We start from the raw sequence: 13,573 nt of genomic DNA on the forward strand, positions 1-13,573 counted from the left end.
TGAATTTCTTTTCGATCCTCCTCCTCCTTCGACTTACAGGCCCCTGAACGCCATTATTAGGCGGCAGTGTTCCGTTGCGTTCAGGGGGCAGACAATAAAAATATCCCTGAATTTATGAGTGATCGAAAAATGGCGTTTCAGCATCCTTCTTTTGGTAATATTTCTGACGATCGTGTCATTATCTTTGACACAACGTTGCGTGATGGTGAGCAATCTCCTGGTTTTTCCATGAATTTGGAAGAGAAATTGCGTATGGCCCATGCCTTGAGCAATTTGGGCGTTGACGTAATTGAAGCAGGATTTCCTGTTGCATCAAAAGATGATTTTGAGAGTGTGCGTCGGATTGCGGAAGAGGTCAGAGGTTCTGTTATTTGTGGTTTGGCGCGCAGTGGTGGAAAGCGCGATATTGAATCATGTGGAGAAGCCTTGAAAGGCGCCGAAAGAGCGCGGATTCATAACTTTATTTCAACGTCTCCATTGCATATGAAATATAAGTTGCGGATGGAGCCGGAAACGGTTTTGGAGATTATCGCATCGGGAAACCAAAAGGCGCGTCAATATACAGACGATGTTGAATGGTCCGCGGAAGATGGCTCCCGCACAGAACCCGATTTTTTGTGTCGTTGCGTTGAAATTGCGATTAAAAATGGTGCAACAACCATTAATATCCCAGACACAGTTGGTTTTGCGACGCCCGAAGAAATGCGTCGTATTTTTGCGATGCTTATTGAGCGTGTGCCGGGCGCAGATCAGGTTATTTTTTCGTCACACAACCATAATGACTTAGGTTTGGCTGTTGCGAATACGCTTGCTTCTGTTGAAGGGGGCGCGCGTCAAATTGAATGCACGATCAATGGCATTGGTGAGCGTGCAGGTAATGCGGCTCTAGAAGAAATTACAATGGCGCTGCGCACCCGTCATGACCAATATGGCAAGGTAACAGGGATCGATACACCGAAGCTTTTAAGTGTTTCGAGAATGTTGGCGACCATCACAGGGTTTGATGTTCAGCCGAATAAAGCGATTGTTGGTCGGAATGCTTTTGCGCATGAAAGTGGCATTCACCAAGACGGTATTTTAAAGAATGCGGCGACGTATGAAATTATGACGCCAGAGAGTGTCGGTTGGAATAAAACCTCCCTTGTGATGGGTAAACACTCTGGCCGTGCAGCCTTTAAAGATAAATTAGCACAATTAGGTTATCCGCCACTTGAAGATGAAGCGTTAAATGCTGCTTTTGCTCGTTTCAAAGATTTGGCTGATAGTAAAAAAATCGTCTTTGATGAAGATATTCGCGCCCTTGTGGATGATGAAAGTCGGGATCATGATCGCATTCATCTGATTGGCATGGAGGTTGCCTCTGGGACGAAGCAAAAATCTCAGGTGAAATTAGAATTAAGTGTTGATGGGGCGACGCAATATGCTGCTGTCAATGGGAATGGCCCAGTTGATGCTGCTTTTAAGGCAATTGGGCAAGCATTCCCTCATACAGCAGAGTTAGCACTATTCTCGGTTGCTAATGTGACATCAGGTACGGATGCGCAGGCTCGAACGACTGTTCGTTTGCAAGAAAATGGAAAACTTGTAGATGGGCAAGGAGCCGATGCTGATACTGTTGTTTCAGCCGTTAGAGCTTATATTCATGCCTTAAATAAGTTGCTGGTGAAGCGCGAGCGGACAGAGCCAGAAGATTGAAACTAACTAATCACTAAGATATAAGTGATTAGTTAGTTGTAGACAAAATATCACGATTAATATTGTATGTCTCTTGATTTTGAAAAGGGACATACAATGCCGCACGAATGGCTTTATTCGTTATCTGGATTAATTGTGGGGTTCCTTGTTGGAATGACGGGAGTGGGTGGGGGCTCTTTAATGACGCCACTGCTCATTTTGTTGTTTGGAACTAAGCCACAATCAGCGGTTGGCACAGACTTACTTTATGCTGCCATTACAAAGATAGCTGGAACAAGTGTTAATAGACATTTAAACATAGTGAATTGGCGAATTGTTGCCTTGCAAATGGCAGGAAGCTTGCCGGCAGGGTTAATTTGTTTAGTTTTTTTGCATCATCAAGGAATGTCTGCGGATACATCCCATTTGATAAAAGTGGTTTTGGGGGTAGCGCTTTTATTAACAGCGCCAGCTATTTTATTAAAACCTAAATTACGGCAATGGGCTGAGGGCCGAAAATCACTTTCTGTCCAAGGAGAGGTTTTCTTAACGGTTCTGTTGGGCGCTTTTTTGGGGACGTTAGTTACGCTGTCATCTGTAGGTGCTGGTGCCGTAGGAATGGCAGCTTTGACGCTCCTTTATCCTCGTTTCCCTACGAGAGTTCTCGTTGCGACAGATGTAGCTCATGCGGTTCCATTAACTTTGCTTGCAGGCAGCGGTCACTGGATTGAGGGTTCTGTCGACACATTTATACTTATGTGGCTTTTGGTAGGGTCTATCCCCGGAATAATTTTAGGAACGTTATTTGCTGGGAAATTGAATGAGAATGCCCAAAGGTGGTTTTTGGGCATTCTCTTAGCTCTTATCGGCTTACGAATGATATAAAATCATACGATATTAGTAGCCTGATATTCCGGGCTGATTTGTGTATTGGTGTTGACATGCTGCATTCTGACAGCGGGGAGTGTTATTGTATTGGGGAGAGGGGTAGCCGTTTTCATACCCTCCTTGAGAGGATGGGCGGTTAGGCGTAGTAACGGCACCGGTTGCGGCTCCAAGTAAGCCACCGCTTAGTGCGCCGATTGCTGCACCACGGCCACCGCCTGCAAGAGCACCAATGGCTGCTCCTGCACCGCCGCCAATCAATCCTCCATCAACGGCGCGGCCGCCGGAGCTGTAGGTGTCCTGGCAACCAGCTAGAAGAATAAGTGCCGAAAAAGCCCCAACGAGAGAGGCTTTTGTCTTATAAGAAGAAAAAATATTCATAACACCACGAACATTGAGAAATAGAGATTAATATCCGTTGCGTGGGTGCGGACGGTTCGGAGTCGTTGCTGCTCCGACAGCTGCACCTGTTGCACCACCAGCGAGAGCGCCGATTGCTGCACCACGACCACCGCCTGCGAGAGCGCCAATGGCTGCCCCTGTACCGCCGCCGATTAAAGCGCTGGAACCTGCGCGAGCGCCACTATCATAAGGGCTGCCACAGCCTGTCAAAGCGACCGCTGAAAGAGCAAAAACGGCGAGCATACGTGGCATTTTTATGTTAAGCATAGATTCAAACCTAAGAACTGTTTGTCCACTAATACGTGATTGTTTTAAATGAGTCAGGAGAATTTTAACATCGGCATGTTATCATTCTGCATAACTTACTCAAAAATCTGTATGTTCGTGGCTGAATTGTGGCGTGAGTTATTCTTTTCGTTACTATGTTTTTAAATAATTGTTAAAGATAATAAGAAAATAGTAAGAATATCTTAATCATGGCCTTGCTGAATGAAGGCTGCAACGTTAATTCCTCTCCATACGGAGAGTTCCTCCATACTTATTTTAATTTATCCGTCGCATACATTGCGCCAGGAGTTGTTGATGTTATCTCGTTTGCTGGGTCTTATGTCTGCTGATATGGCGATCGACCTCGGCACAGCCAACACGCTTGTTTACGTTAAAGGGCGTGGGATCGTGCTGAATGAGCCGTCTGTTGTTGCTATTGCTGATGTAAGAGGCAAAAAGCAGGTCTTAGCGGTTGGAAATGAAGCTAAGCAGATGGTCGGCCGGACTCCTGGAAATATTACAGCTATCCGTCCATTGCGTGATGGGGTTATTGCAGATTTTGAAGTCGCTGAGGAAATGATTAAGCATTTTATCCGGAAAGTGCATAATCGTAGAGCTTTTGCGAGTCCTCAAATTATTATTTGTGTTCCATCGGGGGCTACTGCCGTGGAACGTCGTGCTATTCAGGAAAGTGCGGAAAGCGCTGGCGCACGGAAAGTGTTTCTTATTGAAGAGCCAATGGCCGCTGCTATCGGAGCTGGTTTGCCAGTCACAGAGCCTTCTGGAAGTATGATCGTTGATATTGGCGGTGGTACAACAGAGGTAGCCGTGATCTCCTTGGGTGGAATCGTGTATGCACGCTCTGCTCGTGTAGGAGGGGACAAGATGGATGAGGCGATTATTTCGTACATCAGAAAAACGTATAATCTTCTTGTCGGTGAAAGTTCTGCTGAGCGCATCAAGATGGAATTGGGTTCAGCGATGATGCCAGATGATGCAGCGAACCCAGCTGGTCCGATTACGGAAATTAAAGGACGCGATTTAATTAATGGCGTCCCGCGTGAAGTGATGATTAGTCAGGCACAAATTGCCGAGAGCTTATCAGAGCCTGTCATGCAAATTGTTGATGCTGTAACAACAGCTTTAGAGAATACCCCTCCAGAGTTGGCAGCTGATATCGTTGATAAGGGGATTGTTTTATCGGGAGGCGGTGCTTTGTTGCATCGACTGGATGAAATAATTCGATATTATACTGGTTTACCCGTTGTTGTTGCAGAGAATGCTTTATCATGTGTAGCACTTGGAACAGGAAGGGCTTTGGAAGAAATGCATCGTTTAAGAAGTGTCTTAAGCAGTATGTATTAAGCTGAGCGATTGGATGTTTTCCATCCATTCCAAGCAGTTACTGGCAAAGATGGTTTTACCATTGCTGGTTTTTCTGGCTGTTGGTCTCATTTTGTTGGGTTTGATGAAGCGTCCCTTGGTGGATGATGTGCGTTTGCGGGTAGCCGATTGGTTAGCTCCTGCTTATCGTGTTTTGGTTTTCCCGCAGCAGCAGATCAATATTTGGTTGACGGATTTACATGGCGCAACAAATTTAACGAAAGAGAATGCTCGGCTAAGAGAAGAGAATCATAATTTACGCCATTGGTATGATGTTGCTGTCGCCTTGGCTGCTGAAAACGCACGTTTAAAAAATAACTTACATTGGATTCCAGAAGCTGCTCCGCAATATGTAACGGGGCGTGTTGCACGTGATGATGGGGGGCCATATTCCCGTGCTGTTTTGCTGGATGTTGGTACGGGGCATAACTTGCACGCAGGTGATATTGCACTTGATGCATCTGGTCTGTTGGGACGTGTGACAGAAATTGGTCCTCATACGGTTCGTATTTTGTTAATTGATGATGATGCGAGCCGCATTCCTGTTACCTTGTCTGCATCCCATGCTGATGCCATTATGGCTGGAGATGATACGATGTCTCCTCGCTTGATTTATTACCCACAAGATCACCATCCTATAGAAGGTGAACGGGTCGAGACGCGTGGACAAAACAGCTTGCCCGCGGGTTTACCAATCGGGACGGTTCATTATCTTGCTCCTAATCGTCCTGTGGTTATCCCAGATGCTAATTTGGAGCGGCTTGATATTGTGAGGGTCTTTGATTATGGGGCCTTGGATATGCAAGCACCGGATGCTCCTGGACGGGTAAAAGTGCATCACGTGTCCCCTCAGATGTTGCCTGGTTTATTCCCTTCATCGAAAGAGGGAGTTGTGCCATCCGGTATGACAGGAGGGGGAGGCCAATAAAATGGTTGCAGAAAAATCCGCTCCTCATTTACATTCTGCTGTAGAGCCTAAGCAAACTGTTAAACAGCGTGTTGATACCGCATTTCGGACGGCAATGCCGTCTTTGTTTGTAATTTTATCAGCCATTATGTTGGCAGCACCCTTTGGTGTTCCAGGACAGTCTGCATTGCAGATTGGAATAGCAATGTGCACTGTTTGGTTCTGGGCATTTAATCGACCCACCTCTATGCCAGCTATCGCCGTATTTATTATTGGCTTTATTATTGAACTTGTGAGCTTTGGTCCTCCAGGCGCAATGTTATTATCTTTGTTAATTATTTATGGCGTTGCGCACCACTGGAGATACGGTTTGTCTCGGTTGGGTTTTTTAATGTGTTGGATAATATTTAGTATATTTGTTATTATAACAACCATCATGCAATGGATCCTTGTATGTTTACATGCGTTTGCTCTATTGCCATTAACGCCTGCTCTTTTTCAGATAGCCTTAACAATTGGCATTTATCCCAGTTTGTTTGCGCTTTTTGTTTGGGGACGTCGTGTTTTTGCCCATCCTAGTATAGGTTGATAGTGTGCTTTTCCTCATGAGTAAAAAGCTATTTCTTCGCCGGATGTGAACGTTCTTTCTGATGTTTTTAAAAAAACGCTCTTTTAGGGATATGCGGCGCGCACAGCGCCAAGACGTTCCAGTACGTTCTGGGCGAGGGGTCTTTACGCGCCGTGCTTTGCTGGTGATGGCTGCACAGGTAGGCATTTTAAGCGTTCTAGGGCGTAGATTATATAATATTCAAGTTGTGGACGGGCCTCACCTGAAGCAATTGGCGGAGAGGAACCGGACGAGTAAACGTTTACTGGCTCCAGCTCGTGGACCTATCTATGATCGTTTTGGTACGGAGTTGGCTGGCAATAAAGTGAGTTGGCGTGCTTTATTAATGCCTGAAGAAACGACAGATATTGCCGCTGTTATAGACCGTTTTTCACAAATTATTGCATTAGATGAACATGATCATGCCCGGATAGAGCGGGATTTACGCCATCTACGCAAATATGTTCCCGTCACGTTGCATGAGTTCCTTTCATGGGATGATATGGCAAAGATTGAGTTGAATGCTCCTTCCTTGCCAGGAGTGCTTATCGATGTTGGGTCAACACGTTTGTATCCATATAAAGATTTAACAGCACATCTTGTTGGGTATGTTGCACCTCCGAATGAAGATGATGTTACCCAAAATCCAACATTGTCTTTACCCGGCATACGTGTCGGTAGGGCGGGTATAGAACAAACACAGGAAGGTAAGTTACGTGGCCAACCTGGTTCAGTGGAAATGGAGGTTAACGCACGGGGGCGTGTGATAGGTGAAATAGACCGTGTTGAAGGGCAGCAGGGTGATAATGTCCGCTTAACGTTGGATGTTGGTTTGCAGCAGCAGGTCTTAAATCGTCTTGGGGATCGGGTTGCGAGTTCTGTTGTGATGGATTGTCGCAATGGGGAGGTGTTGGCTATGGTGAGCACTCCCTCTTTTGATCCGTCTTTGTTTGATTCTGGAATTAGCCATACGCAGTGGGATATCTGGGCTAAAGATCCGCGGACACCTCTTCTGAACAAAGCTGCCTCAGGATTGTACCCGCCCGGTTCCACATTTAAGCCAGCTGTGGCGATGGCGGCTCTTAAATCTGGTGCGGTGACGCCACAGGATCGTTTTAACTGCCCTGGATATTTTGATATGGGAGGTGTGCGTTTCCACTGTTGGAATAAGTGGGGGCATGGCTCATTGAATATGCGCAATGCGCTAAAATATTCCTGTGATGTATATTTCTATGAAGTTGCACGTCGGTGCGGTATGGATCCAATCAAGGATGTGGGGAATGGGCTTGGGCTAGGCGTTAAGCTTGATATCGAACTGCCTCATGTTCGCGCGGGGGTTATTCCAACCCCTGAGTGGCGTCAAAAGCATGGCCACCATTGGAATGGGGGCGATACGGTCAATGCTGGTATTGGGCAAGGGTTTGTTCAAGTGACACCATTGGCATTGGCCACCTATGTTTCGCGTATTGCTTCTGGAAAAGAGATACAGCCGCATTTAGTGCGTTCTGTGAATGACCAGCTTTCGGGTTTAACAGGGCTGGATGTAGCTTCTGTTTTGAATATCCCGACAGAACATTTGAATGTTGTGCGTGACGGTATGTTTGCTGTTGTGAATGAGGAGCATGGAACGGCTCCTAAAGCACGCCTTGATTTGCCGGGTATTCAAATGGCAGGAAAAACGGGCTCTGCGCAGGTGCGGCGTGTTTCGAGAGCATTACGTGAATCAGGTCATTTTAATTCGATGAATTTGCCATGGGAATATCGCCCTCATGCATTGTTTATCTGCTTTGCGCCATATAATGACCCGCGATATGCCGTGTCTGTTGTGGTGGAGCACGGTAATGCAGGTGCGGCAGAAGCAGCGCCGCTTGCGAAAAGTATCATGACAGATACGTTGTTACGTGATCCCGTTAATCGCTCCAAACCGCCTGGACAAGCTGTTGCTCAAGCCGAGCCAGACCGTGGATGAGGAATAGGAATATGAACAAGTTTGGCTTTCTAAAACCGAATAAAAGGTTATTGAGAGCCGAGCCTGATTTCCGACCCATGGCTCGTCTTTTACAGATTAACTGGATTTATGTTCTTTTAGTCTGTGTCATGGCAGGCGTGGGCTATGTAGCGCTCATCTCTGCAGGTGGTGGGTCTGCTAAGGCTTTTGCTGCACCACAAATGACGCGTTTTGGCTTTGGTATTGTGATGATGATCGCGGTGGCCTTAATTAGCCCACGCGTTTTAAGACTCCTATCCGTTCCGATATATATGGTCTCGATTCTTTTGCTCGGGTTGGTCTTGAAAATAGGTCATGTCGGGAAAGGAGCGGAGCGGTGGATTAATTTGGCTGGAATGCAGTTTCAGCCATCAGAGTTTGCTAAAATTGCACTCGTTTTGGTTCTGGCAACATGGTTCCATCGCATAGGGAATGAGCGGATGGGGAACCCGTTACGATTGATCCCCCCAGCGATTTTAACATTAGTTCCCGTGGTTCTGGTTTTAAAAGAACCCAATTTGGGAACGGCCACGATTATTGGTCTTATTGGCGCAACGATGTTTTTTGCTGCTGGAATGCGGCTATGGCAAATTGCGATCTTGGTGGCTCCTATCCCTTTTCTCGGTAATTTTGTTTATTCTCACTTACATGACTATCAGAAAGCCCGGATTGATACCTTTTTACATCCAGAGCATGATCCTTTAGGTGCAGGATATAATATTATTCAGTCCAAGATTGCATTGGGGTCAGGCGGCATGTGGGGAGAAGGGTATCTGCACGGCAGTCAGGGGCAGTTAAACTTTCTTCCTGAAAAACAAACAGACTTCATTTTCACGATGATTGGTGAGGAGTGGGGGTTTGTCGGCGGGATTACCGTTATTTCTCTTTTGGGAGTTATGACGCTGGGGGGAATGCTCATTGCGCTACGGAGCAGAAATCAATTTGGCCGTTTACTCGGCATCGGTATAGCCATGGATTTCTTTCTGTACTGCGCGGTTAACCTCTCCATGGTTATGGGGGCTATACCTGTGGGAGGGGTGCCTTTACCGCTTATTTCTTACGGCGGGTCAGCCATGCTGACGATGATGTTTGGTTTTGGTCTGCTCTTATCTTCCTGGGTACACAGGAATGAGCGTGACCCGGGTTTTGAAGAAGAGAAGCAGATTTAAATAGTTTATTGATCGGGGGTAAAGTCAACATGAACCTTATGGTTGTACTCTGTAATAGGTATTCCGTTTTTTACAGCAGGCCTATAATGATTGTGCTTTAAAAATTTAATGGCTATGTTTTGAAATTCTGGATTTGTAGCATACAGAGTTCTGATATTAGTTGCTCGTCCTTGGGGTGTTATGTCTGCTATAAGGTCAACATGCCCTAAACTGTTGTTTTTGTCTTCTCGACTTGGAGATGAGTGATAAGCACAACCTGAGCAAAATAACACAGAACAGATTACCAAAAGAGAGAGTTTATTCACATTTAAAACCTGTATTTAAAAAGGCACAGGACAAACTCCTGTGCCGTTTATGATTACCCTTCGATCTGCGCGAAATCAGCTAAAAGAGCCGTTGTGTCGCGGAAAGTCGCGAGAAGCTTCAAGCGATTAGTTCTGACGGCACTATCATCGGCATTGACGGTGACTTTATCAAAGAAGCGATCCAATTTTGGACGTAGGGCTGCGATAGCCTGCATCGCATCTGTAAAACGTTCCTCTTTGAGGGCGTTTTGTATGGCAGGAATAGCTTGGGTTAGGCCATCAGCTAAATCGCGCTCTTCATCTTGCGTATAGAGAGTAGCATTTGGCTTACCCGTATGAGGGCCATCTTTTTTATCTTCAATACGAAGGATATTGGCGGCACGTTTTGCAGCAGCAAGTAAATTGCGCCCATCTTCTGTCTGGATCATGTCAGAAAGGGCAGATGTGCGGGCTAACAGACGGCTAAGATCTCCGTCTAAGCCACCCGCCAAAATGGCCGCAAGAACATCATGCCGTTCCCCTTCGCTCCGAAGCTGAACACGCAAACGTTCTGCAATGAAGTTTGGTAAGCTATTGAGCTCTCCAGTTGTTTGGTTTTTTGCTGCTTTCTGGAACAGTTCATTCACATTCAGGCGCAGGTTATTATCACGAATAATACGGATAATTCCTAAAGCTGCACGACGTAAACTATAAGGATCTCCAGAACCAGTTGGCGTTTCACCAATAGCAAAGAAACTGGTTAAGAGGTGAAAACGGTCAGCAAGGGCTACGGCAATGGAAACAGGAGATTTGGGAGTATCATCCGATTGTCCACGCGGCATATAATGCTCTGCGACGGCACGTGAAACGGCTTGAGGCTCTCCATCGTGTGCGGCGTAATACCCTCCCATAATGCCTTGAAGCTCTGGGAATTCACCGACCATACCTGTCGTTAAGTCAGCTTTTGCGAGCAAACCTGCGCGCTTTGCTTGGGTAATTTCCTCTGGGCTTAATCCCATTTCATGAGCAATAATTTCGGCTAGCTCAGAAATGCGTTCTGCCCGTTCCTTTTGTGTGCCAATCTTCGCGTGGAAGGTAACGGCATTAAGCGCTTCAACCCGATCAATGAGTTTTGTTTTTCGGTCCAGATCCCAGAAATGGCGGGCATCTGAAAAGCGCGCACGTAAAACGCGTTCATTTCCAGCAATGGTAAGCTTGCCTTCGTCTTTAAAACGCATATTCGCAATAAAAGCAAAATAAGGGGCCGCGTTACCCTCTTTGGTTTTTAACGCGAAATAGCGCTGATTAACGCGCATGGAAACCTGCATGACTTCAGCGGGGAGATCCATAAACGCATCATCAATGCGGCCCATATAGGCAACGGGGCATTCAACGAGGCCTGATACTTCATCAACCAAGCCGTTATCTTGAACTAAAATGATGTCATGCTGTGCAGCGAGGCGGCTAATCTCTGTTTGGATCAGATCTTTGCGCTTGAAGTCATCAATAAAGACGGCGCGTTGTTCAAGTTCTTCAACCCAGTCATCCACAGAGCGGACGATAAAATCACCCGGTGCAAGGAAGCGATGCCCTTCTGAAAGGTTGGAAGACTTTAAGCCGTGGGCTTGGTCGTTTTCACGTGCAAGAGAGAAGGGGACGACATGCCCATCCAGAATGCAGGTAATTTTGCGAAGAGGGCGCACCCACGTGAAGTTTGACTCAACACCCCACCGCATGGATTTTGGCCATGGAAATTTCCATAATAGTTCTGGAACGGCTTCACTGATGCGGCTCTCAGCACTGATGGGAGGGAGGTCTTTGTGTAAAATCCAGAACCCATCTTCCAGTTTTAACTGATCACGTGTGGCACTATGTTTGCGCATAAAGCCTTCAAGGGCTTTTTCTGGCGCATTTTCACGAGGGCCACGTTCTGATAGCGTTCGTGCAGGAACTTCTGCATCAATATTCATTGCCGCTGCGATGCGGCGAGCGCCATAAAAGGTCTGGATATTTGTAGGGTTTAACCCCTCAAGCGCTTTTGCAAGTAGGGAGCCGAGATCTTCCGCCGCTTTGGCTTGCATGCCGGCTGGAATTTCTTCACAGAATAATTCGAGTAATAATTCAGCCATTGGACGTCTCCTCTTCACCAGCCAACCATGCTTCACAAGCCGCTTTTGCCAATGCACGAACGCGCCCAATATAGGAAGCACGTTCAGACACTGAAATGACGCCTCGCGCATCAAGAAGGTTAAAAAGGTGAGAAGCTTTGAGGCATTGATCGTAAGCAGGTTGGGCAACGCCTGCTTCCGATAGCTTCATTGATTCTTTTTCTGCATCATTAAAATGCGTTAGCAGCATTTGAGTATCTGCGAGTTCAAAATTATAGCGTGAATAATCTTGCTCGGCCCGTAAGAATACATCCCTATATTTTAAACCTTGCCCATTGAAGTCGAGGTCATAAACGTTTTCAACGCCTTGCACATACATAGCCAAGCGCTCTAGCCCATAGGTTAACTCGACAGAAGGCATGACGGTTGGGATGCCGCCTACTTGTTGGAAGTATGTAAATTGTGTGACTTCCATTCCGTCACACCATACTTCCCACCCTAAGCCCCATGCGCCGATGGTTGGATTTTCCCAGTCATCCTCCACGAATCGAATATCATGTTTTTCTGGATCGATGCCAATGGCCCGATAGCTTTCTAAAAGGAGGCGTTGGCTGTCCTCTGGGGTAGGTTTTAAGAGAACCTGATATTGATAATAGTGCTGTAAACGGTTGGGATTATTTCCATAACGTCCGTCAGATGGGCGTCGAGAAGGCTGTACGTAAGCGGCAGCCCAAGGTGTTTTACCCAGTGCACGTAAGGTTGTGTGCGGTGAAAGTGTACCTGCACCAACTTCAAGGTCATAAGGCTGCAAAATAGCACACCCTTTTTGAGACCAGAATTGATGAAGGCGTAAAATCAAATCCTGAAAGCTAAGAGGCCGGTTCTCAGACAATTCGATAAGCTCCGATTGGCAAAAAGGTAAGCTACCTTACAAGGTTCAGCGATCAATCGGAAGTGAGAGAAAAGAAAAGGAAAAAGTTGATCTTGAGAATAAGATATGTCTCTCTCATATGAGTAATGTATAAATTTCTTCCTCTGGAAGGATAGAGAGACGATGAATAACGAAGAGCGCGACCTTATCTCCCGTTTTATTGCTCGTGTCGGTGGGGCACAGAATGGGCAGGGTGGATTTGGCTCCTATGGCCAACAAGCCCCAGCGTTACCACCGATTGATCCAGAAGCGGATCGCTTTATTGGCGAGAACTTTCAGAAATATCCAGAAGCCCGATATCGTGTGACGCAGATGGCCGTTGTGCAGGAAGCGGCTCTTGCACAAGCTCAAAATCGTATTCGTCAACTAGAATTCCAACTCCAGCAAGCGCAACAACAGTTGCAACAAAGCCAGCAGAATCGTTCAACAGGAGGCGGTGGCCTCTTTGGTGGTCTTTTTGGTGGTGCTAATCGCCAACAAACCGCATCTGCTCCTCCTCCAGGCTGGGGGCCTCAACAGCCTCAACAAAGTGCTTATCCTCCTGGGTATCAGGCAGGGATGTTCCAACGTGGTGGTTCTGGCTTTATAGGTTCGGCTCTGTCCACAGCAGCTGGCGTTGCTGGGGGTATGATGGCCGCAAACGCGTTGGAAGATTTGTTTAGCGGGCATCATGAAGGTGGCGGCTTTGGTAATGGAGGTGAAACCATAATTAATAATAATTATGGTGATACATCAGATCCATTTGGGGGAGCTGGCACAGATGCTGGTGGTGGTTTCTCAGACAGTGATTTTGGTGGAGGTGATGGTGGCTTCGATGATGGGAACTTATTCTAAGTCCTTTTCGTCCACCATTGTTTTTTAAGAAAAGAGGAAACCCGTTTGGCTAAGCCAGCGGGTTTCTCTGTTTTTGAGTGAGATTTTTTATAACTTCAGTGTTATAATTTCTATGTCCCATGAGATGACCGTAGA

Annotated in this window: 13 protein-coding genes; 8 read left to right on the top strand and 5 right to left on the bottom strand. The window is 46.5% G+C overall.

Annotated features, from left to right (window positions below):
• Positions 1–129 precede the first annotated feature (129 nt).
• Together E3D00_RS07690 and E3D00_RS07695 are read left to right on the top strand one after the other, a co-directional pair.
• Entirely contained in the window at positions 130–1,695 is a 1,566-nt protein-coding gene (locus tag E3D00_RS07690) for a 2-isopropylmalate synthase (RefSeq protein ID WP_141462429.1), read from the top strand.
• A gap of 96 nt (positions 1,696–1,791) precedes the next feature.
• Positions 1,792–2,559, top strand: a complete 768-nt coding sequence (locus E3D00_RS07695; RefSeq protein WP_141462430.1) for a sulfite exporter TauE/SafE family protein — start codon at positions 1,792–1,794, stop codon at positions 2,557–2,559.
• A gap of 12 nt (positions 2,560–2,571) precedes the next feature.
• Here the strand turns inward: E3D00_RS07695 and E3D00_RS07700 are convergent, their stop codons facing one another.
• Both E3D00_RS07700 and E3D00_RS07705 read right to left on the bottom strand, forming a co-directional pair.
• Positions 2,572–2,940 carry a YMGG-like glycine zipper-containing protein gene (locus E3D00_RS07700; RefSeq protein ID WP_246091399.1) on the bottom strand — a complete coding sequence of 123 codons (369 nt, stop codon included), beginning with the start codon at positions 2,938–2,940 and terminating at the stop codon, positions 2,572–2,574.
• Between the two features lie 27 nt (positions 2,941–2,967).
• Positions 2,968–3,228: a hypothetical protein gene (locus tag E3D00_RS07705; RefSeq protein WP_141461421.1), complete on the bottom strand. Its 261-nt coding sequence runs from the start codon at positions 3,226–3,228 to the stop codon at positions 2,968–2,970.
• A gap of 315 nt (positions 3,229–3,543) precedes the next feature.
• Here E3D00_RS07705 and E3D00_RS07710 point away from each other — a divergent pair, with 315 nt between their 5' ends.
• The 5 genes from E3D00_RS07710 (at position 3,544) to rodA (ending at position 9,281) form a co-directional block, all read left to right on the top strand.
• A complete protein-coding gene (locus E3D00_RS07710; protein WP_141461423.1) occupies positions 3,544–4,593 on the top strand; it encodes a rod shape-determining protein in 1,050 nt (349 codons plus the stop codon).
• A 13-nt stretch (positions 4,594–4,606) separates the two neighbouring features.
• The gene (gene mreC, locus E3D00_RS07715; RefSeq protein WP_141461425.1) at positions 4,607–5,539 is read left to right on the top strand and encodes a rod shape-determining protein MreC; all 933 of its coding nucleotides are present in this window, start codon (positions 4,607–4,609) and stop codon (positions 5,537–5,539) included.
• A gap of 1 nt (position 5,540) precedes the next feature.
• A complete protein-coding gene (locus E3D00_RS07720; RefSeq protein WP_141461427.1) occupies positions 5,541–6,107 on the top strand; it encodes a hypothetical protein in 567 nt (188 codons plus the stop codon).
• Positions 6,108–6,168: 61 nt separating this feature from the next.
• Positions 6,169–8,094, top strand: coding sequence for a penicillin-binding protein 2 (gene mrdA / locus E3D00_RS07725; protein WP_141461429.1), 1,926 nt, complete (start codon positions 6,169–6,171; stop codon positions 8,092–8,094).
• Positions 8,095–8,105: 11 nt separating this feature from the next.
• On the top strand, positions 8,106–9,281 hold the full coding sequence (rodA, locus tag E3D00_RS07730; RefSeq protein WP_246091400.1) for a rod shape-determining protein RodA: 1,176 nt from the start codon (positions 8,106–8,108) through the stop codon (positions 9,279–9,281).
• Between the two features lie 5 nt (positions 9,282–9,286).
• On the opposite strand, the gene E3D00_RS10730 is transcribed toward rodA, so the two are convergent.
• Genes E3D00_RS10730 through E3D00_RS07745 form a run of 3 tightly spaced genes read right to left on the bottom strand, consistent with a single transcriptional unit; the run spans position 9,287 to position 12,565 of the window.
• A complete protein-coding gene (locus E3D00_RS10730) occupies positions 9,287–9,586 on the bottom strand; it encodes an energy transducer TonB (RefSeq protein WP_181441951.1) in 300 nt (99 codons plus the stop codon).
• A 53-nt stretch (positions 9,587–9,639) separates the two neighbouring features.
• Positions 9,640–11,694 carry a glycine--tRNA ligase subunit beta gene (gene glyS / locus E3D00_RS07740; protein ID WP_141461432.1) on the bottom strand — a complete coding sequence of 685 codons (2,055 nt, stop codon included), beginning with the start codon at positions 11,692–11,694 and terminating at the stop codon, positions 9,640–9,642.
• Positions 11,687–12,565, bottom strand: coding sequence for a glycine--tRNA ligase subunit alpha (locus E3D00_RS07745; RefSeq protein WP_141461434.1), 879 nt, complete (start codon positions 12,563–12,565; stop codon positions 11,687–11,689). Before E3D00_RS07745 ends, glyS begins: the two co-directional genes overlap by 8 nt.
• Positions 12,566–12,727: 162 nt before the next feature.
• Here E3D00_RS07745 and E3D00_RS07750 point away from each other — a divergent pair, with 162 nt between their 5' ends.
• Entirely contained in the window at positions 12,728–13,438 is a 711-nt protein-coding gene (locus E3D00_RS07750) for a DUF2076 domain-containing protein (RefSeq protein ID WP_141461436.1), read from the top strand.
• Positions 13,439–13,573 lie beyond the last annotated feature (135 nt).

This window comes from Swingsia samuiensis (genome assembly GCF_006542355.1).
Taxonomy (GTDB): Bacteria; Pseudomonadota; Alphaproteobacteria; order Acetobacterales; family Acetobacteraceae; genus Gluconobacter; species Gluconobacter samuiensis.